Annotated in this window: 18 protein-coding genes; 4 read left to right on the plus strand and 14 right to left on the minus strand. The window is 45.6% G+C overall.

Annotation, left to right across the window (positions count from 1 at the left end; translation table 11 throughout):
- Window positions 1-43: 43 nt before the first annotated feature.
- From MHI38_RS05955 to adhE, 4 genes are all read right to left on the minus strand, one after another.
- The gene (locus MHI38_RS05955; RefSeq protein WP_341181035.1) at window positions 44-2,338 is read right to left on the minus strand and encodes a stalk domain-containing protein; all 2,295 of its coding nucleotides are present in this window, start codon (window positions 2,336-2,338) and stop codon (window positions 44-46) included.
- Between the two features lie 306 nt (window positions 2,339-2,644).
- On the minus strand, window positions 2,645-3,397 hold the full coding sequence (pflA, locus tag MHI38_RS05960) for a pyruvate formate-lyase-activating protein (RefSeq protein ID WP_090922575.1): 753 nt from the start codon (window positions 3,395-3,397) through the stop codon (window positions 2,645-2,647).
- An 86-nt stretch (window positions 3,398-3,483) separates the two neighbouring features.
- Window positions 3,484-5,742: a formate C-acetyltransferase gene (gene pflB, locus MHI38_RS05965; RefSeq protein ID WP_090922577.1), complete on the minus strand. Its 2,259-nt coding sequence runs from the start codon at window positions 5,740-5,742 to the stop codon at window positions 3,484-3,486.
- Between the two features lie 900 nt (window positions 5,743-6,642).
- Window positions 6,643-9,255 (minus strand): bifunctional acetaldehyde-CoA/alcohol dehydrogenase, encoded by a 2,613-nt coding sequence (gene adhE / locus MHI38_RS05970; protein WP_154888415.1) that lies wholly within the window; start codon window positions 9,253-9,255, stop codon window positions 6,643-6,645.
- 428 nt (window positions 9,256-9,683) lie between these two features.
- On the opposite strand from adhE, the gene MHI38_RS05975 reads away from it, so the two are divergent.
- On the plus strand, window positions 9,684-10,400 hold the full coding sequence (locus MHI38_RS05975) for a Crp/Fnr family transcriptional regulator (RefSeq protein ID WP_090922581.1): 717 nt from the start codon (window positions 9,684-9,686) through the stop codon (window positions 10,398-10,400).
- Window positions 10,401-10,541: 141 nt separating this feature from the next.
- Here the strand turns inward: MHI38_RS05975 and MHI38_RS05980 are convergent, their stop codons facing one another.
- The 6 genes from MHI38_RS05980 to MHI38_RS06005 all read right to left on the minus strand — a co-directional run bounded on the left by MHI38_RS05980 (window position 10,542) and on the right by MHI38_RS06005 (window position 16,263).
- A complete protein-coding gene (locus MHI38_RS05980) occupies window positions 10,542-11,258 on the minus strand; it encodes a hypothetical protein (protein WP_090922583.1) in 717 nt (238 codons plus the stop codon).
- Window positions 11,259-11,452: 194 nt separating this feature from the next.
- On the minus strand, window positions 11,453-12,181 hold the full coding sequence (locus MHI38_RS05985; protein ID WP_090922585.1) for a hypothetical protein: 729 nt from the start codon (window positions 12,179-12,181) through the stop codon (window positions 11,453-11,455).
- A 183-nt stretch (window positions 12,182-12,364) separates the two neighbouring features.
- Window positions 12,365-12,667 (minus strand): winged helix-turn-helix transcriptional regulator, encoded by a 303-nt coding sequence (locus MHI38_RS05990; protein ID WP_090922720.1) that lies wholly within the window; start codon window positions 12,665-12,667, stop codon window positions 12,365-12,367.
- Window positions 12,668-13,011: 344 nt separating this feature from the next.
- Window positions 13,012-13,740 (minus strand): ThuA domain-containing protein, encoded by a 729-nt coding sequence (locus MHI38_RS05995; protein WP_154983712.1) that lies wholly within the window; start codon window positions 13,738-13,740, stop codon window positions 13,012-13,014.
- A gap of 24 nt (window positions 13,741-13,764) precedes the next feature.
- Window positions 13,765-14,733, minus strand: a complete 969-nt coding sequence (locus tag MHI38_RS06000) for a sugar phosphate isomerase/epimerase family protein (RefSeq protein ID WP_090922589.1) — start codon at window positions 14,731-14,733, stop codon at window positions 13,765-13,767.
- 417 nt (window positions 14,734-15,150) lie between these two features.
- On the minus strand, window positions 15,151-16,263 hold the full coding sequence (locus MHI38_RS06005) for a Gfo/Idh/MocA family oxidoreductase (protein ID WP_154983775.1): 1,113 nt from the start codon (window positions 16,261-16,263) through the stop codon (window positions 15,151-15,153).
- A gap of 192 nt (window positions 16,264-16,455) precedes the next feature.
- Between MHI38_RS06005 and MHI38_RS06010 the strand changes: the two genes are divergently transcribed.
- Window positions 16,456-17,274, plus strand: a complete 819-nt coding sequence (locus MHI38_RS06010) for an AraC family transcriptional regulator (RefSeq protein ID WP_090922593.1) — start codon at window positions 16,456-16,458, stop codon at window positions 17,272-17,274.
- A gap of 73 nt (window positions 17,275-17,347) precedes the next feature.
- On the opposite strand, the gene MHI38_RS06015 is transcribed toward MHI38_RS06010, so the two are convergent.
- Together MHI38_RS06015 and MHI38_RS06020 are read right to left on the minus strand one after the other, a co-directional pair.
- Entirely contained in the window at window positions 17,348-17,662 is a 315-nt protein-coding gene (locus MHI38_RS06015) for a hypothetical protein (protein WP_123062290.1), read from the minus strand.
- A 52-nt stretch (window positions 17,663-17,714) separates the two neighbouring features.
- On the minus strand, window positions 17,715-18,653 hold the full coding sequence (locus MHI38_RS06020) for a Gfo/Idh/MocA family protein (protein WP_308723131.1): 939 nt from the start codon (window positions 18,651-18,653) through the stop codon (window positions 17,715-17,717).
- A 233-nt stretch (window positions 18,654-18,886) separates the two neighbouring features.
- On the opposite strand from MHI38_RS06020, the gene MHI38_RS06025 reads away from it, so the two are divergent.
- Both MHI38_RS06025 and msrA read left to right on the plus strand, forming a co-directional pair.
- Window positions 18,887-19,498 carry a TVP38/TMEM64 family protein gene (locus MHI38_RS06025; RefSeq protein WP_186811623.1) on the plus strand — a complete coding sequence of 204 codons (612 nt, stop codon included), beginning with the start codon at window positions 18,887-18,889 and terminating at the stop codon, window positions 19,496-19,498.
- A 190-nt stretch (window positions 19,499-19,688) separates the two neighbouring features.
- Window positions 19,689-20,651: a peptide-methionine (S)-S-oxide reductase MsrA gene (msrA, locus tag MHI38_RS06030; RefSeq protein ID WP_154957676.1), complete on the plus strand. Its 963-nt coding sequence runs from the start codon at window positions 19,689-19,691 to the stop codon at window positions 20,649-20,651.
- 134 nt (window positions 20,652-20,785) lie between these two features.
- Here the strand turns inward: msrA and MHI38_RS06035 are convergent, their stop codons facing one another.
- Window positions 20,786-22,000, minus strand: a complete 1,215-nt coding sequence (locus MHI38_RS06035) for an MFS transporter (protein WP_308723132.1) — start codon at window positions 21,998-22,000, stop codon at window positions 20,786-20,788.
- An 81-nt stretch (window positions 22,001-22,081) separates the two neighbouring features.
- Entirely contained in the window at window positions 22,082-22,675 is a 594-nt protein-coding gene (locus tag MHI38_RS06040) for a TetR/AcrR family transcriptional regulator (RefSeq protein WP_261769252.1), read from the minus strand.
- Window positions 22,676-22,755 lie beyond the last annotated feature (80 nt).

Genomic DNA, 22,755 nt, shown 5'->3' on the forward strand with positions numbered 1-22,755 from the left:
ATAAGCTTTCACTCCAAACCGTACGGTTTGATTCACTAGAATATTACTTCTCAGCTGGAAGTGGGGTAAACAGAATGTTTACCGGCAAGTTGCTACCAGGGGCAGCAGAGAAAACAATGGTAACACTCTCACCGTAAGAACCTGTGCGATACAGCACATTTTGTTCATTCGGCGCACTTAGAGATTGGCTGTTATTCGACAGCTGTACCAGCTGTCCGTTCACAAGTGCTGAACCATAATACTTGCCTCCGCGAGGATTAAACGAAATCAGTGTACGCGGAGCAACATTGTTCAGGGTGATTTTGTACAGTACACCGAAGTTACCAGCGTTAGAAGCGCTTGTGAAGGCCATCGGGTCTGTGCCGTCGAGATTCGGGTCACTTGCATTATCCCCGAGTGGCAAACGGGAAGGCTTCGTGCCAACTTCCTGATCGTACGTAATGATTCGTGTTGCGTTTGGATAAGTCCCACGGTTATGAACGCCGTCACGGTCCAGAACTGGCAATGAGGACAACACGGCCATCGGATCTTTATTTTCTTCGATCATTACAATGTTGTAGTCAAGAGTATAATCACTGAAAGCGTCGGAATAAAGGGAGATGACCTGCCCTTCTTTCATCGAAATATTGTTCAATTCCGTCAGAATCAATTTGCTTTCTCCTGGCTGGATGTATACTCTCTTCGAATCTGCCCCCGTTTGCATGGATTTGAACCATTTATCGATGGACAATTTACCCGCAACGGTAGCAAATGGCGTCGGTCCTGCAAAGCCCATATTTTGCTGGTCGAATACTGCTGTGTATGGATTGTTATTGGTTGCAATCACATACATTTTTACTCTTTTGCCCGTATTATTGACATGGTGAATCATGAAACGCGTCTGTCCAAAGGAAGATTCCTTGTAGACAATGCCTTCCTGGTTAACGGTCTCAGGGCTGTTACTACGAATAAGCAGGCTTGGTTCATCCGTGTACGTAAACGGAACTTTTTCCATGCCAGGAACTTCTCCGCCGTTGAATGTAAATTTGTCCCCTACTGGTACGAACAATTTGTTGAAATCAGACTGATTATAAAGCGTCTCGCTTGTGATCATAATCTCTTTCGTATATGTGTTGCTCAGACCGTGCTGATCTGTAACCGTAAGTGATATCGTCTTCGGTCCCGGAAGGAAAAATGCGAGTGCATTGTTGCTCCAGTCTCTTTTGACGATCGCATCCTCATCATCTGTACTTTGATCAGTGTAGGAAATTTTTTCACCCATTTTGTATTCTTCCTTGTCTGTAGTAAACATCGCTACTGGGGGAAGATTCGGACGCTCCACTTTGATCGTAAGCGTATAAGGGTTACTCCACTGGCCACTGGAATCTTGAACCGTATAAGTCACCGTATAAACGCCTGGCTGATCAAAGGAATCTTGACGTCCAGTCCACTGCTCATCCACAATCGGAAGGCCGTTCGGCGAACTGTTTTTAGTCGTGTAGATCACTTGATCTCCTGCAAAAATTTCCTTTTGTACCGTAAAGCTAGCTACAGGTTTAGTGTTAAGCTTCAATACTACCGTCTTCGCAGGCTGATTAACGGTATATGTGATGTTCAGCGCTTGTGTAATGGACGTCAATGGAATCATAAACGTGTTTTTTTCTTGATAAGCGGGGCCTTTCATCGTTCTGGATTCTCCGTTAACGGTATACACTTTGCTGTTTGTTTTGAAACGAAGTTCGTCCGTACCGCTTAGAATGATCGTTTCTTTGGTTTGGTTATCATATTTTACGTCGTAACCTACCCGATCAACCAGAGCACGAATGGCTACATAGGAGACACCATTTTTTACAGCCATTGGCTGTCCAGCCAGATACGTTTTCCCATCCTGAACCATCTTGTTGCTATTCATATAAAGTGTCAGGTCTCCGGCAGATCGCACAGTCGCAGCTGTTCCACCAGTCGTTGGTTGCTCTACTTCAGCAGGTGTTGGTGTGTTTGGTGTGTTTGCTTCTTCACCTGTTCCTTGTTCCCCGTTTTCTCCTGTTGCCGGATTTACCGGTGTAGCTTCTGTTCCAGAAGGATCTGTTGTTCCCTGATTGGGTTCTATGGCGCTTTCATTGTTGGCAGGTTGTGAGTTGTTTGATGGATTGTTAGCAGGATCAGTCGTTGCTCCTGATTTTACTTCAGACTCAGCGATTGGCTGTTCTTTCTTTACAACCTCAACGGATTTCACTTTTGCGGTATTCACTGGCGTAACTTCGCTTGAATCTGCTGCTTGTGCATTCGCAGGAATAACTGCAAAGGCCTGAAAAACAGCAAAAGCGGTGAGTATGGACAACTTCTTCTTCAAATTCATTCTTTGTCTTTGGCTCCTTCTGCTCCCATTTTATTAATATCCCCTCTAAAAGTCATATGATTAGACGCTCAGAAACGGGAAAAGTTGCTAAAAATAATGAATAAGAATTGTAAACTTTTAATAGAAGTGAAAAACTATGAAAATAGTTATCTGTTAAAATAAACAAGCTGTATGGGTTGATCTAAAGATTTACCTAGCTCCAGTGCAGAAGCATTTGTTTTAACCGTTGAGAGTAAAAAATAAAAAAACAACCTCTACGAAATAATATTCGTAAAGGTTGCTTGTGAATAGATGTTCGCTTACCGCTTACTTTCCTGAACAAATGACGCTGGCTGTTTCTGCACGACCTTGCTCAATCAGGCGATATGCCCGTTCAACTTCTTCTTCGGTTGGAGAAGGTACGCCATCCAGCGGATAAACTTTACCCAGTGCTTCCCATTTGTAAATTCCCATTTGATGATAAGGAAGAATTTCGAACTTCTCTACTCCATTTAGCGTACCAATGAAACGCCCGAGATTTAACAAATCCTCTTCCTGATCATGAATGCCAGGCACATATACATGTCTGATCCACATTTTTCGACCATGATCGGATAACCATCTTGCTGTCTTCAACGTACGTTCATTGGATTTACCTGTCAGTTTGATATGTTTCTCGTCATCGATATGTTTCAGGTCGAGTAATACAAGGTCGGTATGGTCAAGCAGATCATGAATACGATCCGGTTCATTAAACCCGTTACTATCCAGTGTCGTATGAAGCCCCCAGCGACGTTTGACTTCCTTGAATATTTCTGCGACAAAGTGAGCTTGCAGGGTAGGTTCTCCGCCAGATATAGTAAGTCCACCGCCAGAGCTACGATAGTAGGACAGGTACGGCTGTATTTCAGCCAGTACCTCCTCTAATGTCATCTCTTTTCCACCATCCAGTGCCCACGTGTCAGGGTTGTGACAATACTGACATTTGAGCAGGCATCCTTGCATAAAAAGCACGAAGCGGATACCTGGGCCGTCAACCGTCCCGAAAGTTTCGAGTGAATGAATATGTCCGTTAACCATGTTGCCTCTTCCTTTCTTTTCGCATCCGCTATGCGTTCATTTTTATGTTGAATCAGAATACTTGACTGGACTACTGGAAAAGTAACTTACATCGAACCGTGGAACGTACGGTTGATAACATCCAGTTGTTGCTCACGCGTCAGTTTAATAAAGTTAACTGCGTAACCCGACACCCGTACAGTTAATTGCGGATATTGTTCCGGGTGATCCATTGCATCAATCAGTTGCTGACGATCAAATACGTTTACGTTCAAGTGATGCGCATTTTGACCAAAATATCCATCCATCATCGCAGTCAGATTGGATTTGCGTGTAGCATCTTCTTTACCCAGTGCTTTTGGCACAATAGAGAAGGTGTTGGAAATACCATCAAGGCTGTGTTCATAAGGCAGTTTCGCTACAGAACCGAGCGATGCCAGTGCACCTTTTTTATCCCGTCCATGCATTGGGTTCGCCCCTGGTGCAAACGGTTCGCCTGCTTTACGTCCATCTGGTGTTGTTCCTGTTTTCTTACCGTACACCACGTTGGAAGTGATGGTCAGTACAGATTGCGTTGGCATTGCGTTACGATAGGCTTTGTGCTTGCGAATCATGCTCATGAAGCTTTCTACCAGCTCTACAGCAATGCTATCTACACTGTCATCGTTGTTGCCGTAACAAGGGAATTCACCTTCAATTTCAAAATCAACGGCAATGCCTTGTTCGTTGCGAATCGGTTTAACTTTGGCATATTTGATGGCACTGAGTGAGTCCGCTGCTACCGACAGTCCCGCGATACCACAAGCCATCGTACGTAGAATGTCACGGTCATGGAGCGCCATTTCAATCCGCTCGTAGCTGTATTTATCATGCATATAGTGGATGACGTTAAGAGTGTTCATGTACAGTTTAGCGAGCCACTCCATCATCGGTTTGAAGCGTTTCATCACTTCATTATAATCCAGTACCTCACTTGTAATGGCAGGATACTCCGGACCAACCTGTGCTCCCGATTTTTCGTCACGTCCACCGTTGATCGCATACAGTAATGCTTTCGCCAAGTTGGCACGTGCGCCGAAGAACTGCATTTGTTTACCGATCTTCATTGCAGATACACAGCAGGCGATACCATAATCATCGCCATAGATTGGACGCATCAGATCATCATTTTCATACTGGATGGAGCTGGTTTCGATCGATACTTTACTGCAATAATCTTTGAAAGCTTCAGGTAACTTCGTGGACCACAGAACAGTCAAGTTCGGCTCCGGAGCAGGTCCCAGGTTGTGCAGTGTGTGCAGGAAACGGAAGCTGTTTTTGGTTACACGTGTTTCGCCGTTGACGGACATCCCGCCGATAGACTCTGTTACCCATGTTGGGTCACCACTGAACAATTCGTTGTAATCCGGCGTGCGCAGGAATTTAACAATCCGCAGTTTCATGACAAAGTGGTCAACCAGTTCTTGAGCCTGTTCTTCTGTCAGGATACCTTCTTGCAAATCACGTTCAATGTAGATATCCAGGAATGAAGATACACGTCCCAGGGACATTGCAGCACCGTTCTGTTCTTTGATCGCTGCAAGGTAGCCGAAGTACAACCATTGGAATGCTTCTTTAGCCGTTGTTGCTGGTAATGAAATATCGAAGCCATGCATCTCGCCCAGTTGTTTCAGTTCTTGCAGTGCACGAATCTGTTCGGATAACTCTTCGCGCAAACGAATGACATCTTCATCAATAACATCAACTTCAAGTGCATTGAGCTCACCTTTTTTGTTACGAATCAGGAAGTCAACTCCGTACAAAGCTACCCGGCGATAGTCACCGATGATCCGGCCACGACCGTAAGCATCCGGCAAACCTGTGATAATACCCGCTTTACGTGCTGCACGCATCTCGGAAGTGTAAGCATCGAATACACCTTGGTTATGCGTTTTACGAATATTTGTAAATATATCAATGACACCTTGTGGCATTTCGAACCCGTATGCTTCACAAGCATCAATCATCATGCGAATTCCGCCGAATGGCTGAATGGAACGTTTGAACGGAGCGTCTGTTTGAACTCCGACAATCTGCTCTTTGCTTTGATCCAAATATCCCGGTTGGTGGGAAGTAATTGTTGCAGGCGTATTCACATCAACGTCAAGCACCCCACCGTTATCCCGTTCTTTTTTGGTCAGGTCGGATACAATATCCCACAATTCTTTGGTATTCTGGGTTGCACCTGCAAGGAACGCCTCATCGCCATAATATGGGGAAAGGTTATGTTCCAGAAAATCATTCACATTAACCGTCTTGGTCCATGTTCCTTTGGTAAAGTTTCTCCAGCCTGTTTGTTGTTTAACATCTTTTTCGATCACCGACATCGTAATCCCTCCGCTTTTTTGGATTTCTGGACACATTATATTGTTGCAATAGACGTATCATCATGTGTCCAAAGCCGCGATTTATGTGAATTGTTTCACATGATCCGGAACACGTTCTCTCTACTGGGGAACCGGAACCGCGGAATGAATGTTTTTCTTATATTTTCAGTATACGTCGAGCAAGTCACACCATCTGTGATTTTTATCACAAACTCTGGATGTTGTCTTATTGCACTGCGCCACGGTTGTTCCCACTTGACCACTCCGCGGGCAGAACAACTTCAGATCGCTGTTATCTCCGGATTTTTTCGATTCACTTTTCCAAAGTGAAAATCCGGTGATAAATGCGAACGCTTCGCTTCTTCCGTCTGTCCTGCCCGCTCCGTTATCGTGTGAACCTCTTCTGTGCAAACAGCCCCCTCCCCTTTGTTCCTAGCATTTTGGGGAACCATTGCTCCGCTATGCTCGGAGCAACCAAGGTCTTGTAGGAGGTTCCTGAAAAACGGACGCTTCGCTTCTCCGTTTTTCTGCCCATCCTTTTTCTACTGCTTACGCGGGTATCACTTTGCTACAACTCTACTGGTACGTTCTCGTGTGACCTCATTCATGCATGAGACCACAATGCTCCTGAAAAACGGACGGTCCGCTTCGACCTTGTACAAGACCTGTCCGATAAATAAGGGCTTCGTTTCTCGTTTCTCTGCCCTCTTTGCCTCACCTCCTACAACGATCTATCCGTTTTCTCCCTTGCTCACTTTCCTTTTTCCCACCTCCTTTCCTATCTCTCCGCTCTTTCCTTCGGCTATGCAACTCTATACGGCAATCGGGGCTCCCCAATGTGGAGAACCCCTGAATCACTTGCCTTAACTTGAAGTACTAAGTTGTAATTTATGTTGCTTGTTATTCAAATTTGCCATAGAAAGCGTTGCGGTACACATCGGCAAGTTCAGTGACCAGCGGCAGTTTTGGATTCGCTGTTGTACATTGGTCTTCGAAGGCGCGATCTGCCAAGTAGTCTACACGCGATTCGAAGTCTTTCGCGTCAAAGCCGATCTCCTGGAACGATTCCTCGATGCCCAGTTTTTTGTTCAGATCACGGATGGCTTTGATCAAGCTGTTCACGCCTTCTTCGGTTGTGCGTGCTGGTAATCCGAGAATACGTGCGATTTCGGCATACCGCTCATCTGCCACAAAGTGCGAATATTTCGGGAACGATGCAAATTTCGTCGGTTTTTTCGCATTGTAACGAATAACGTGTGGTAATAGGATGGCATTGGTGCGTCCGTGTGCGGTGTGATATTGACCGCCCCATTTATGCGCCAAGCTGTGGTTAATGCCCAGGAACGCGTTGGCAAAAGCCATACCGGCAATCGTGGAAGCATTATGCATTTTCTCGCGTGCCAGTTTGTCACCTTGCAGTGACGATTGCTCCAGGTATTGGAACACCAGTTGGATGGCTTTGATTGCCAGACCGTCTGTGTAGTCATTCGCCATAACGGATACGTACGCTTCAATCGCATGTGTCAATACGTCCATACCGGTGTCGGCTACTGCCGTTTTTGGCAAACTGTATACGAACTCAGGGTCAACAATCGCCACATCTGGTGTCAATTCATAGTCAGCGAGCGGATATTTGGTGTTGCCATGCTCTTTATCCGTAATTACCGCAAACGATGTGACTTCCGAACCTGTACCCGATGTTGTCGGGATGGCTACGAATTTCGCTTTCGATCCGAGTCTTGGGTATTTGTAAATCCGTTTACGGATATCCATGAATTTTTGTTTCAGGTTGTTGAACTCTGTATCCGGATATTCATAGAACAACCACATCGCTTTGGCAGCATCCATCGGTGACCCGCCACCGAGTGCGATAATACAGTCTGGCTGGAAGCGTTCCATCATGGCTGTACCGCGGTCTACTGTTGTTGTTGATGGATCTGGCTCAACTTCTGAGAAGACTTCAATCGCTACCGGTGTCTGACGTTGACGCAGATAATGCTCTACTTTTTCCACATATCCGAGTTTGACCATCATGGCATCTGTAATAATCGCTACGCGAGTAATGTCCGGCATTTTGGCAAGGTATTGAGTTGCCCCTTTTTCGAAGTAGACTTTGTTCGGCACTTTGAACCATTGCATATTCACGGTACGGCGAGCCACCCTTTTCACATTGATTAGGTTCACAGCAGTTACGTTGGAAGATGTCGAGTTACGTCCGTACGATCCACAACCCAGTGTCAACGATGGCATGTTGGTATTATAGATATCTCCGATTGCGCCATGTGTTGAAGGGGAGTTCACGATAATCCGTCCGGTTTGCAGGCGATCCGCAAATTGATTGATCACTTCTTCATTGTTCGAATGAATGACAGAGGAGTGACCCATACCACCAAAAGCAACCACTTCTGCCGCACGCTCAATACCATCTTTTGCAGATTTAACTTTGTAACACGCCAGCACCGGACTCAGTTTCTCGGCGGACAATGGGAATTTGGTGCCTACACCTTCAATCTCGGCTACCAGAATTTTAGTACCTGCCGGTACTTCAATACCGCACATTTTGGCAATGTTCACAGCGGACTGACCTACGATGGTCGGGTTAACCGCACATTTCTCTGCGTTGATTGCACCTGCTGTCAATTTGGCTGCCTCTTCTTTGTTCACAAAGTAACAGCCGTTCGTAATCATTTTCTTTTTCACTTGATCGAAGATGGGTTCTTCAATAATGACCGCTTGTTCGGACGCACAGATCATACCATTGTCAAAAGACTTCGACAGAATCAAATCCGTTACCGCCTGGTTGATATCTGCACTTTTCTCGATAAAGCAAGGCACGTTGCCTGGTCCTACGCCCAGTGCCGGTTTACCACAGCTGTACGCTGCCCGTACCATCGCTGATCCGCCTGTCGCCAAGATGAGAGCCACATCATTGTGATTCATCAATGCGTTCGTACGATCCATGGATGGATCATCAATCCATTGGATACAGTCGGCTGGAGCACCGTTTTTCACAGCAGCTTCAAGCAAAATTTTCGCGGCCTCGCGGCTACAGTTCTGTGCGGAAGGGTGGAAACCAAAGATGATCGGGTTACGTGTTTTGATGGCAATCAGTGCTTTAAACATCGTTGTTGATGTCGGGTTGGTTACCGGTGTGATCCCCATGATAATACCAACCGGCTCCGCAATTTTCTGGAAGCTGTCATATTCATTGTCTTCGATAACGCCTACTGTTTTTTCATATTTAATGCTGTTATAAACATACTCTGTTGCGAATATATTTTTAATAATTTTATCTTCATATACACCACGTCCGGTTTCTTCCACGGCCATTTTGGCGAGCATCATATGTTTATCCAGTCCCGCAAGCGCCATTGCCTGCACAATCCGGTCTATTTGCTCCTGATCCATGGACATGAATGCTGCATGTGCTTTGTTCGCTTTATCAATTAACGTTTGAATATACTGACCTGCTGTCGGTTCTTTTGTTGGGGCGACTTCATTTTTTACAGCCATCTCCCTCATCCTCCTAAAGGTTCGTATTGGTTTGTCTCTCTTCTTTACATGCACATCGTACCATGGGGAAAAGATATATTATGTGATTTTTTTCACAAAGTATGACAAATTTTAGTTAAGTTTTTAACGGCATCTTTCCGATGAGAATTCACCTTCTATTAGAAATAGTAGACCAACAGCCTCATCCTTCCCCTCGAAAAGTGAATTTAATCACAATGTTTGAAATTTCGCCATTTTTAAATGCTTTCCATGCCCCTCAAACGGTAAGATTAGGTATATACTGAACTTAAAAATTGAACCACCGCAATTTGTACCGTACCTCCACACGGCCGAGATGCCCAGATCAGGATGGCACAGTTTGCGGCGAACCTCGGGGGCAACATGTAGCTGCACTCGCCAGACCGGGGAGATAAAGGGGAGATCAACGTATGGGAGAACTAACAAACGTACTGGAAAAACGCGGAAACACCAACTGTTTCTCGGAAGTGAATTTTAATCATCTGCTTGTAACGATGAAAGACCGAACTTACCCGGAAGGAACACATCTGTACTGGGAAGGTGACGTCTCTGACAAACTTTATTATATGAAACGGGGACGTGCACAGATCACGAAATCCACCGACGAGGGCAAGGAACTGATCATGTACATGTACCAGACAGGCGATATGATTGGTCAGGCTGATCCGTTTTTTGGCTCCAGACACAGCTTCTCGGCGGAAGTACTGGAGGACAGCGAGATTGGTGTGCTGGAACACAAGGACCTGGAAATGTTGATCTGTCAGCATTGTGACTTTGCGATTGATTTCATGAAGTGGATGGGCATTCATCATCGTTTAACCCAAACAAAGTTCCGGGATTTGATGTTGTACGGTAAACCTGGGGCACTCTGTTCTACCTTGATCAGGCTATCCAATTCGTATGGAGAGGCGCACGGAGATCATGTGATGATTCATAAAAAAATTACCCACACGGATCTGTCCAATATGATTGGCGCTACCCGTGAAAGTGTAAACCGCATGCTCAGTGACCTTCGCAAAAAAGATGCCATTGAATATGACAATGGTATGATTGTGATCAAAGACCTGAAAATGTTGCAGGGCATTTGCCACTGCGAATTGTGCCCGAATGAAATTTGCCGCATTTGACGTCATGTTAAATGAATAGCTTGACCTCAGGTAGCGGGCCTTTCACTTGCTGTCACGACTGTTTAAAGAGTTCATCATATAGTAAAAAGCCCAAATTTGATTATTATCAACATTGGGCTTTTCGTATTTACTTGTATGTGCTCAGGATGCGTTGACAAGTTCAAGCTTCACCGCATCCCGTGGATTTAATTTCATATCCAATCCATTCTCCATTAACTCTTTATCATTGACCTTGATTACCCAGCGCTGATTCGTCCGAGGCATAACATTCTCAACGGCAACAACAAACTTGTTATTCTCCGACAGACGCACAACCCCACTGGATTTTAATACGTCACGAACAGTGCATTCTTGCACATAAATACCGGCATACTGCCGATTCAGATTTGGTTCCACGCTACCACCGCTCACTTTAAGCAGGGTTGTCTGATATGCGACACCTTCTCCCCCGCTGTCAGCAGCTTTGACGTATATAATGACTTCATCCTTAGCATGAAGCTCGGTATCCCACTTTTCTGGAGCAATATCCTTACCGTTCAGCTTCACTGCCCAACTCAGAGACGAATCAAGAGAAACCTCACCCACAGACTGGATCCGTTTTCCGTCTGCCGTAAAATCAACCAGCCCGCTGTTCAGCAAAGCTTTTTTGAGCGTCAAGCCTTCACTGAAATCTCGTTTGATGGACTTCGTCGCATCAGGTAAAAAAGTACTGCCATCAATGGCAACCGTAATCGTATTGGCTGAATCTTTCTCTGAGACAACCGGCTGTTCGGAAGGCTGTGTCTCTCTGGTACACCCCGTCAAAATGACGAGAACAAGCATACATAGACCTATGTAACCGGGAATTTTCTTCATCATGTAGGTAACACCACCCTGCGTAAAATCATTCACCCTGTTGTCCATACCCTTTATTATGGCACATTCTTTGATAAAAAACAGTGTCAAAGCCGTTACTTTTGTCCTTTCCCTGTCTAAGCACCTACCATCAAAAAAGGGAGAGCCTGCAAGCAGACCCTCCTTATACTGCATTAGCCATACGTTTGACCCGACCACTATTGAACAAAAGCCTGCATGTAGGTACGACCTCCGTCGCCGTCCTTCACATAGGGATTAAGGCCAAACGTCTGAGTATCGGATACAAAAACACCAGTAAGCAAACGACCTTCAAGTAATGCACCGTCTACCTGTACGCAGCAGGACGGAGCATCTACGTATTCCTGATACAACGGAATATGACCGTAGGGCTGATGAATTTTGAACACTTTGCCCTGCTCATGCAATGGGCGATCCGAGAAATACGTCGGAACAATATATCGTGCAATAACTTCCAGTTCTTCCGCAGTGTAGAACGGCTCATCACCAAGCCAAGGTGCAAACATACGGATTTTTTCGTATTGTGACCAGACAACGGCCTGAATGAGCATTTCGATCTGAACCAATTTCCCGTTTCCGGCCTTCAGACAGAGCCGGTCGTTGTAAGTTTGTTGTTTTGCATGAGACACACGATCTGGTAACCGCAGTTCACAGCCGATACATTTCCAGCCACTAGGCGCTTGGATCCATTTTTGCAGCACCGCCGGAGACGATCCTGAGCCAGCGCTGTTCATCCAATCCACGTCTGTGTGGACAGGATTATTACTCCCCGAAGGTGAATCAACCGAGCGTTTGAACAGTTCTGCCGTTTTCTGATAAATCAGATGAACCTGAATGGATGCGCTCTCAAGTTCTGCAATATCTTGTTTGCCGTAGCGTATTTCACGGGATAAGCTTTCTTCTCTCATGACAAGTGGCCTCCTTCGCTCCGGCCGTCTGCGGCCATTTTCTATAGATTATACTACATCTGATGACAACATGTGCAACGGATAAGCGAAAAAGTCCCATGTAAGCTGTCACAGAAGACAAAAAACTCTTGATTTCACTGGAAATCAAGAGTTTCTGTACTTTCTGCACACAGCATCAGCTGGTTATTCCACCCAGTGCTCGGCCCAGTCTTGAATTTGACTCATTACAGGCTGTAACGCCTTGCCCTTCTCGGTCAACTCATACTCAATTCGCACTGGCGTTTCCGGGTACACATGACGCACCAGAATACCTTCGCTCTCCAGGTCTTTCATCCGTTCAGACAACATCTTGTCGCTCATGGATGGTATCAGATTGGAGATGTCTTTGAATCGCTTTGAACCACTCATTAACGTTTGAATAATCAACCCATTCCAGCGCTTGCCCAAAAAAGAAAACGCCGTCTCAAAGCGCGGACACATCCGCATATCTTGATCTTCCACTTTTATCACCTCTTTAGAGATCACTCAACTTACGTTTTGTTAGTATATTTCATAATAACACATTTGAGCTTTAAAGAAAACGTCTGCCGCAAAAAACTTTACATTAAAAAAACAAAACTCAATACTGTCGATACAGTATACCTTCAGTATACAACACGTTATGGCAGGTAACCATGGGAAATATCGTTTAACAACTGATATCCTTATATTACCCAAAAAGAACCCTTCTACCACAGTCAGACGACCTGGAGAAGGGTTCCCGGTATTACCGTATTACCTAATCAATTTTAATGATGAATATCCATGAGTAAAGCTAAAGCTTCTGCGGCTTAGACCAGCACGCCACCAATTGGTCTTACGGGTTCGCTCTTGCCGTATTGCGGCTTCGAGCTGCGGGCAGGGTAAGCCCATTTTATAGCGTTGCTGATCACTTTCAAGATTTCCGGATTGTAATACGTGGGGTACGTTTCATGTCCGGGCCGGAAATAAAAGATTTTACCTTCGCCGCGACGGAACGTGCATCCGCTGCGGAATACCTCTCCGCCCTGGAAGTTGCTCACGAACACCAGCTCATCCGGTACTGGAATATCGAAGAATTCACCATACATCTCTTCTTTTTCCAATACGATCTTGGCGTCGATGCCTTCTGCAATCGGGTGAGACGGATTGACACACCATACGATCTCCTGCTCATCTGCTACACGCCACTTAAGATCACAGCTTGTGCCCATTAACGCTTTGAAAGGCTTCGAGAAATGACCCGAATGGAGCACAATCATACCCATACCGTTCAATACACGTTGCACTACCTTCTTTACAATCTCGTCGCTAACGCGATCATGTGCCATATGTCCCCACCATATAAGCACATCTGTGGAATCCAGTACCTCATCACTCAAACCGTGTTCAGGCTGATCCAATGTAGCTGTACGAATCGCAAATCCCTCGCCGCCAAGTCCGTCAGCAAGTGCACGGTGCAGACCGTCCGGATATACTTCTTTTACTTCATCATGTATTTTCTCATGGACAAACTCATTCCAAATGGTGACGTTAATCATATTCAATTTCCCCCTAGTATAGCTCTAAACCCACCACATATCGCCCAGCGGTTCCTCGATCAATACTTGCTGGAGATTTTGCACGGCTTTAGAGAATCCTTCTTCAACCGACATCAGACCGTCTTCATGTTCAATACTTACCACATAATCATATCCAACCAGACGCAGGGCACTCATAATGTCCGCCCACGTTTTGTTATCATGTCCATAACCCACGGAGCGGAACTGCCAAGCACGATCCAACATGTTCGTGTAATCCTGCATATCTGTTACCCCGTGTTTATTCACGTTCACCGGATCAATTGTAGTATCTTTGGCATGGAAGTGATGAATTGCATTTTCACGACCTAAAATGTGAATCGCTTGAACCGGATCAATGCCTTGCCACCACATATGGCTTGGGTCAAGGTTCGCACCAATGACTTCGCCTGCGGCTTCACGCAGTCTTAGCAACGTTGCAGGTGTGTGCACGGAGAATCCACCGTGTAGCTCCAAACCTACTTTTACGTTACGATCCGCAGCGAATTTACCCCACTCCGTCCAGTAAGGGATCACTTTGTTTTCCCATTGCCATTTCAAAATTTCTTGAAAATCATTAGGCCACGGCGCCACAGGCCAGTTTGGATACTTGGCATCCTCATGGTCTCCCGGACAACCGGAGAATGTATTCACAACAGGCACTTCCAGCTTTTCAGCCAGCTCTACCGATTTTACGAAATCATCATGGAAGCCTTTTGCAATGTCTTTTTGCGGATGCAACGGGTTGCCGTGGCAACTCAGAGCGCTGATCGTCAGACCGCGTGATTCCACCGCATTTTTGAAGTTTTTAAGTGCTGTAGGATTGCTTAACAATTCATCTGGCTTACAATGAGCGTTCCCCGGGTGTCCACCTGTTCCGATCTCTACTGCTTTAAGTCCCTTGGAAGCTACATAATCAAGGGCATCCTCCAATTTACGTCCACCGAATAATACCAAAAATACGCCGAGTTTCAAGTGCAATTCCTCCCTGATTTAGATAGTGTATGATTGCTGTGTTTGCTCTCCTATATATGTTGAACCAAATCTTTACACGGAGCACTCCGATGACAGAATGACCTTCCAATCGCTGTTATCCCCAGATTTTTTTGATTCCCTTTGATAGGGAAAAATCCGGTGATAAAGGCGAAGTTTATGCTTCCGATGCAGCTTTCTTTCAGAAAGCTTTCAGCTTCGCTTTTCCAGGTTTTTTCCGTCCTCTCCGTTGCAGTGTAAATAAAATGTTCAAACGATATAGTTTATCAAACCTGTCGCTGTTGCATTTTTGCTCCGTTCTCATGCTTGTTTAGTTATTGTGGAAAAACAAGCATGATTCTATCCCGAAAATTCAACGTTGTCACTCATGGATCTTCAAACTCGAAGCTCCATTATCCATTAATGAGATTCAACTGTTTCATTTTCGGATGGACTGGCATTGGTTGTTACAACGCTGTCATAGGTGCTCTCCAGATGAATGTGCTTGCCTTCAAGAGAAGAACGCTGAAATGCATGCATGGCCTCAAGCACATGATATGCCAGTTTACCACTTGCTTTATGCTCGCGTCCGGCACGAATGGACTCCACCATCTCGGTTAGTCCAATGCCCCTCTCGTTGTGGCCACTTTCGAAGGCCGGCTGAACCGTCTCCCATGTGTCTTGACCATAACGGCGAAGCTTGACTTCTCCATTAAAGAAGTTAGGGTCAGGTACACTAAGCGTGCCAGCGGTACCATAGATTTCGATACGTGGCAGATCAGAAGCTCCGCGGATATCAAAGCTTGTAATCATCGTTACGATGGCTCCATCCGCAAAATCGATCGTTCCAGCCAAGTGGGTTGGTGTTTCGACACGAAGCGTAGTTCCCTCTTTGGGACCTGAACCAACCTTGCGATCAGCAATCTGAATACCTGCGGACGCGCTGATCCGGCGAATCGGGCCAAGGAGCGTAACGAGAGCCGTCAAATAATATGGCCCCATGTCAAACATTGGCCCGCCCCCTGCCATGTAAAAAAACTCAGGATCAGGGTGCCATGCCTCCGGTCCCCCGCCCATAAAGAAGGAAGTAGCCGCAATCGGCTTGCCAATCAAACCTTCTTCAATGGCTTTGCGAGCAGTTTGGATGCCTGATCCAAGAAACGTATCCGGCGCAGAGCCAACGTACAGTCCCTTTTCCTCGGCAAGCTCGACTACTTTGCGCCCATCTTCCAGTGAAATGGCCAGCGGTTTTTCGGCATACACATGCTTGCCTGCTTCCAGAGCAGCCAGATCAGTCATCGCATGACTGCCCGGAATCGTCAGGTTCAGCACAAGCTCAATCTCGTCATTTTGTAACAACTCATCTACATTGTAAACGTTTGCGATATTAAATTCATCTGCCCGTTCCTGAGCACGCTCACGGATCAGGTCAGCGACCGCAACAACCTCGATATAAGGATTTGTTTTAAGATTTTCTAAGTAAATCGCACTGATATTACCGCAGCCGATGATGCCTGCTTTCATTTTTTCCACGATGATGTTCATCTCCTTACGCATGTAAGAACCATGTTCATTTGCTTAAAATGCTTGTTGAAACCATAGTTTGCTTATGTTGCTCAACTCTAAGTCTATGGTATTCTGTTTGCGCTTCAATTAAAATGAATAATATGATTGAAACATGAACTATCTGGTCATAATTTTCTAATTCACACAAGGAGTATACCTATGCCAACAGACTTTTCCTGCCAAGTTCTTACAGCTGGCTTTTCATTCCACCGTAAACCCTATAGCATGGTTCAACTGGACGGGGTAAAAAATTACTTGATGCGGCTTCAAACAGATGGACGCTGCCGTGCTCGCATTGATGGCTCCATGTCCAGGGTTGACGCAGGAGACTTGCTTCTTTTTGACCCGGATGAGCCTTATGAACTGAGAATAGACAATGAGTACAATCCTATGGGAGAACGGCTTGTGGAGAGTGGGGACTATCATATTTTCTTCAACGGTTCCTGGGTGGATGAGTGGTGGAAGCACCATAAACGGCCGACTCGAATCAAGGTGGAATTGTCCGAAAGCTTATTAACTTTATTCAGACAGTTGATTCTGGAGCAACGTCGCCTTTCCAATCCTTACCCCGAGATTTCGAGTTATTACATGCGTATATTATGTCTGGAAGTGGATCGATTGTTATCCGAGCATCCAACCCATACAAAAACCAATTATGTTGCTTATGAAATTAAAAATTATATCGAGGAAAATGCTTCTTCTCTATTCAAACTGGAGGATGTGGCAACGCATCTGGGCATCAGCGTCTCACGAGGGGTGCATCTTTTTAAAGAAACGTTTGGCAAAAGCATTATGCAATATACGCTAGATGTGCGTCTTAATATGGCCAGAGAACGGATTATTTTTAGTCCGATGACCCTCGAACAAGTCTCTGAATCATCCGGTTTTAACAATTATACATATTTCCATCGTGTATTCCGTTCCCGGTTTGGCATGTCACCAAAAGAATTCCGCCTGATTCACCGGGAACAGATGTAATGATGTCGTTAAACGCTGTTGAACGTCAAATTGGTTACCATTTTGGTGATACAGTAGTATACGTCTTATAAATTTATTTGCGCGCGGCGATGGCCTCGGACACAACCATAGCGAGGTCTTCGTTGCCAAACATGGAGAGTACACCAAGAACCGTATCGTCTGGAATATCTCCAGCTTCCTCCTTGGATACAATCAGCTTCTGTACCTGTTGCAAACGCTCATTGCTCTGTTGCTCGGGATACGCTTGTCGGTACATCTCTTCCGGGTCCAGCTCGTTATTTACACACCACTGAGCAAAGACCAGGATCATCATTTCTTCTTCCTGCTTATAAGACTCAATGACGGCTTCCTCAATCTGTTTGTTGCGTTCCTTTTGATACTCATCCATGCTTTGTTAGCACTCCTTTACTTTACCTCATTCAACTGTACACTGTATTTACTTATCCGGTGATCAGCTTCTCAGCCAGCTCATGACTGTCCATAACATAACTCGCACTGATCTGGCAGTCATCGGGTGTATCCAGACAGGCAAGGAAATGATCTACAGCACCGGCAAAACCTCTGCGTGCCAGCACGGTATCCCAGCTTCCAAATGTCTCTTTTGTATCCAGTTCCCCTTGTTCTGCATAGTAAGCTGTATCCATATTCACGACTTCTACCGATCTTCCTCCGCCGTGCATTTCTACCTTTTCTAGATCAGCGCCTGCGGCACGAATCATTTCGAACCGGGCGAGTGCCGTTTTACCTTGCTTGGCTGTTCCAGCAGCGTGTAGCAACCGATCTTGATCATCTCGGCGAAGCCACTGATGTACAAGCTGTACATCGTTATCTGCGTACCATAACATCAGATCGAGCATATGAATAAGATCATCATAGATGGTCTCAGCGGCTGGGCGATCTTGTAGACCTGTCCGATGTTTGGTCAAAGTGAGTGTTTCGTACCCCTTTCCGCCCTGCATCCATTCTTTTGCCTTTAGATACATCGGTGCGAATCTGCGGTTAAATCCAACAGCAAGTAGCAAGCCCTGTGCTTCTGCGAATGCAGTCATCTCTTCAGACTCCCGCAAGGTATAGGACAATGGCTTGTCTACATACACGGCCAGTCCCTTCTCCAGACATGCCATCACAATTTCGAAATGAGATTCTGTTGCCGTATGTACAAATACCGCATCCAAATCCCAGGACAGCAGCTCTTTCAGATCGGTTGTGCCCCGCTCAATGCGATGCGCCTGACCAATCTCCTTTACTGGTTCAAGTGACCGGTTCATAATGCCAAAAATCTCTACTTGCGGATGGGCCGTGAGCAGTGGCAAATATACTTTACGTGCGATTCCCCCGAGTCCGATGATTGCAATTCGGGTGCGCTTGATCGTTTCCATGATGAGCATTCCACCTTCAGCTATATTCATTCGTCAGCCTTCATTTGTAATCCGGCCTATGACTTTCTCCGTCCTATAGTGTAACCTCTCCGCCTCTAACTTGCCAGTGATCCGAAGTAATAGCTGTCTACATTGTTCACGAGATGGCCTGTCGTGGTAAACTTATAAAGGATAGCAGAACCGGATGAGACTCTGAGTCTCCAAGGATCTGAATTGAAAGGAGCGTTTGGCTTTTGCGAAAATGGTTATGGCTCCTCGTTTATGTTTTACTTGCCGGAGTCACGTTTATTTACAGATATGAACTGCTGGCATGGGCCGAGGATCATCAGTCCATTCCGCTGTTACTTTCTTTGGCAACACTGTTTGCCCTTGTACCTGTTATTCCCTACAAATTTGTTATTATTGCTTTTGGGTACAGCTACGGTATAACCATGGCTGCATGGATATGCTGGCTCGGCACAACGCTTGCGGCAATCCTCGTCTATGCTGGTGCAAGAACTATTTTTCGGGAACAGGCTCGGGGTTATCTTGAACGTATCCGTGGATTGAATCGGTTTACAGCCTGGATGGAGGCACATCCGTTCATGGGCGTGATGACGATGCGTTTACTGCCCGTGGTTCCCCAGATGGCTGTTAACATCTATGCCGGCATTACGTACACTCCCTTCTGGGTGTTCTTGGCAGCGACAGCGATTGGCAAAATGCCTGCAATCTTTGTATTTGCCTACGCAGGGGCACAGGCCGGTTCATCGATCTGGCTGAGTTTGGGAGTACTGGCGGGATATATGATTGTTATGGCTATGATTTTCATGTTGTTCCGCTATCGGTCACGTAAAAAGGCTTGAGGCTCTACTGATACAATTTTTCCAGTCTGATTCATGCCTACTTGCGCGATCCCGCTTGGTTGACTTGACCATTCGGGATATAATAGAAGAGTAAGCCTAATATTCATATTTAGAAATTCAAATATAACGATGATTGCTGGAGCAAAATACAAGCGCCAGATTCTTTCATCAGAAATGGAGTGAATATAGCATGGAACAACAGTCATTGGAAAAAGCAACATTTGCAGGCGGATGCTTCTGGTGTATGGTATCCCCGTTTGAAGAACTGCCTGGTATTCATAAGATCGTTTCAGGCTATACAGGTGGACATACCGAAAATCCTACGTATGAGGAAGTATGCTCGGAAACAACAGGTCATGTGGAGGCGGTGCAGATCACGTTTGATCCATCCATTTTCCCATATGAGAAACTGGTTGAGCTCTTCTGGCAGCAGATTGATCCAACAGATGCCGGTGGACAGTTCCATGACCGCGGATCATCTTATCAGACGGCTATCTTTTACCACAGTGAGGAGCAACGCCAGATTGCTGAAGCTTCCAAAGCCGCACTGGAACAGAGCGGACGTTTCGACAAACCGATCTTCACCCCAATCCTGCCTGCCAAACCGTTCTATGAAGCAGAAGAACATCATCAGAACTATCACCGCAAAAACCCTGCTCATTACAAACGGTACAGCAAAGGCTCAGGCCGTCAGGACTTCATTGAGCGCAACTGGTCGGGTAGTGTGGACAAAAGCGGATTGAAAGAGCGTCTGACTCCGCTTCAATATGAGGTAACACAGAACAATGCCACAGAACCCGCGTTCCACAACGAATTCTGGGATCATCACGGGGACGGCATCTATGTGGATATCGTATCGGGTGAGCCGCTGTTCAGTTCTACCGACAAATACGATTCGGGTTGCGGCTGGCCAAGCTTCACTCGTCCACTCCGAGACTACAACGTGAAGGAAAAAACAGATCTCAGCCACTTCATGATCCGTACCGAAGTTCGCAGCCGTGAAGGGGATTCCCACCTGGGGCACGTATTCCCGGATGGCCCTACGGAAGCAGGCGGATTGCGTTATTGCATCAACTCCGCGGCACTTCGTTTTATACCTAAAGAGGATCTGCAAAAAGAAGGCTACGGCGAATACCACGTTTTATTCGAATAAGTCTGGGCAGAAGCAATAAATGTAGCAAAAGTACCCTCTTACTAAGCCAAAAGAGCATTGGGTTGATCCCTTTGCTCTTTTTTTTTATTTGAATTAACATATCGGCTTCGAAACCTTCAAGCCACAGTGTGCGATCACCTTTTTAGTTCACCATTATTCAAAATATTCTGATCATTAAACTGAACTCTTAAACCCGGAATTATGCTCAGGAGCATGATGATGACCGATATCACATACACGAAAATCAAAGAAGTCTGATTCATGATCACACCCGCGAGTGAGGAACCAATCAGCATCGTTCCCATAAATAAGGGCATAATGGTTCCATTCACCCTGCCAATGACGTGCTCATCAATCCGGCTGACCATATAGGAAGAGATAATGATGTTAATAAAAGCAAGACTTATGGAGCTCAGGAACGTCAGACCCATCGTTAACCAGAGCCAACTGGATAGCACCTCACCTAACATTGTAACAGCCAGACACAACAGCCCGATCATTAATGTTTTCGTTTGATTCAACTTGTTGCTGACAGCCGCAGCGATCCCCCCGCCAATGAGCAAACCAAGCCCGGATGCTCCCGACAGAAACTGTAGTGCGGTTTGTTCCAATCCCAATCGTTCCGTAACCAGGAAAATGGCTAGTGGATTGATCAGGCCTGCGGATAGGCCAACACAGCCAAAAACCAGACCCAACATGCGAAGTGAACGAGACTGAGTGACATAATTCCATCCTTCTTTAATATCAGCGAAGAGAGAATTACCGGTTTCCCGCTTGGCTTGATCCTTGGGCAGAAACGTTAGCAAAATAGCAGAAGCGACAAATAAGATGAGCAACACCGTCATGGATGTTTGAATGCCCATAGCAGTATATATAAAAGTACCTACGATTGGCCCCAAAAAGAGGAAAAGGGAGTTTGCACTTTGCGTTACGGCGATTGCTGACTGTACATTCTCCTTTTTGACATTCCGTCTAACTATTTTGACAGATGAGGGTTGAGAGAACTGGCTGACGATGGAGGAAACGAGGGTTGCTGCATAAAGAACCTGCCAGTAACCAGAGCTAAGAATACCCATGATGATAACAATCGATAAAGCACTTAGAATGTCTCCGATAATCATCGTTCGTTTGGGATTCCACCGATCTGCAAGCGCACCGCCTATGATGGAAAATATAAAGATTGGAGCATATTCCAGAACAGTAATGAGGGAGATTGCCACCGGGTTTCCTTGCGTCTGATCCATAATGTAATAGAGGATTGCCATATTGCGTATCCATATCGCAAGGTTTTGCAACAAATCTGATCCGGTGATGATAAGAAAAGCTCTGTTTCTGAATAACGTATTCATATTCCATCTCCCTTTTTAAACCGACTGTCCGGTTTATTATTATTTAAAAAGAAAAACTGATATTTCATCAGTTTGTTCTCATTAACGTTGCTGGATGCCTGTCAGTAAACTACTGATCCCGATATGGTACAGGCGCCGGATTTCTTGCACATCTTTTTCGAAATAAAGTGTACTTAATCCACTAAGCAGGCCGTAAATAATATGCATCATGTCTTGCGGGTTACCCTTTTTAAACTCTCCAGCTTCAATACCTTCCGATAAAATACGCTCGTAGGTCGCATACGGAATCCGAATCAGAGCAAGCATCTCATCCATCATCTCTTGGCTAACCACCTGACCAGAGACAAATTCATTAATCGCATGATTCAGCGGATTCGCCATGTCATCGACATAATGATCAGCGAGTCCGTACAACTTCTCTGTAGCGGTCTTATATTGAGGTTCCTTCTCAAGCCATTCGTCCATCCAGTCTTCGTTGTTCAGCTTGATCAGGTACATAAATAGCTCTTCTTTGCTTTTGAAATGATAATAAATGCTACCTTTGCTTCGATTGTTAATCGTACATATGTCTTCCATCGAAGTGGCTCCATACCCCTTCTGGGCAAAAAGCTCTTTGGTATTACGTACAATATCTTTTTTTATCTGAGCAACGTCTTTTCTCCGTTTGACTTCGATAAATATACCCTCCCTACAAAAAACCGACTATTCGGTCTAATAGTAGCACGCACCCTAATTTCTGTCAATCGATAGAAGTA

The organism is Paenibacillus sp. FSL K6-1558 (genome assembly GCF_038002565.1).
Classification (GTDB): domain Bacteria; phylum Bacillota; class Bacilli; order Paenibacillales; family Paenibacillaceae; genus Paenibacillus; species Paenibacillus polysaccharolyticus.

What these genes read in the sequence shown, in the direction of transcription:
- MHI38_RS05955 (WP_341181035.1), bottom strand. Translation starts at nt 2,338, where the DNA reads ATGAATTTGAAGAAGAAGTTGTCCATACTCACCGCTTTTGCTGTTTTT.
- pflA (WP_090922575.1), bottom strand. Translation starts at nt 3,397, where the DNA reads ATGGTTAACGGACATATTCATTCACTCGAAACTTTCGGGACGGTTGAC.
- pflB (WP_090922577.1), bottom strand. Translation starts at nt 5,742, where the DNA reads ATGTCGGTGATCGAAAAAGATGTTAAACAACAAACAGGCTGGAGAAAC.
- adhE (WP_154888415.1), bottom strand. Translation starts at nt 9,255, where the DNA reads ATGGCTGTAAAAAATGAAGTCGCCCCAACAAAAGAACCGACAGCAGGT.
- MHI38_RS05975 (WP_090922581.1), top strand. Translation starts at nt 9,684, where the DNA reads ATGGGAGAACTAACAAACGTACTGGAAAAACGCGGAAACACCAACTGT.
- MHI38_RS05980 (WP_090922583.1), bottom strand. Translation starts at nt 11,258, where the DNA reads ATGATGAAGAAAATTCCCGGTTACATAGGTCTATGTATGCTTGTTCTC.
- MHI38_RS05985 (WP_090922585.1), bottom strand. Translation starts at nt 12,181, where the DNA reads ATGAGAGAAGAAAGCTTATCCCGTGAAATACGCTACGGCAAACAAGAT.
- MHI38_RS05990 (WP_090922720.1), bottom strand. Translation starts at nt 12,667, where the DNA reads ATGCGGATGTGTCCGCGCTTTGAGACGGCGTTTTCTTTTTTGGGCAAG.
- MHI38_RS05995 (WP_154983712.1), bottom strand. Translation starts at nt 13,740, where the DNA reads ATGATTAACGTCACCATTTGGAATGAGTTTGTCCATGAGAAAATACAT.
- MHI38_RS06010 (WP_090922593.1), top strand. Translation starts at nt 16,456, where the DNA reads ATGCCAACAGACTTTTCCTGCCAAGTTCTTACAGCTGGCTTTTCATTC.
- MHI38_RS06015 (WP_123062290.1), bottom strand. Translation starts at nt 17,662, where the DNA reads ATGGATGAGTATCAAAAGGAACGCAACAAACAGATTGAGGAAGCCGTC.
- MHI38_RS06020 (WP_308723131.1), bottom strand. Translation starts at nt 18,653, where the DNA reads ATGGAAACGATCAAGCGCACCCGAATTGCAATCATCGGACTCGGGGGA.
- msrA (WP_154957676.1), top strand. Translation starts at nt 19,689, where the DNA reads ATGGAACAACAGTCATTGGAAAAAGCAACATTTGCAGGCGGATGCTTC.
- MHI38_RS06035 (WP_308723132.1), bottom strand. Translation starts at nt 22,000, where the DNA reads ATGAATACGTTATTCAGAAACAGAGCTTTTCTTATCATCACCGGATCA.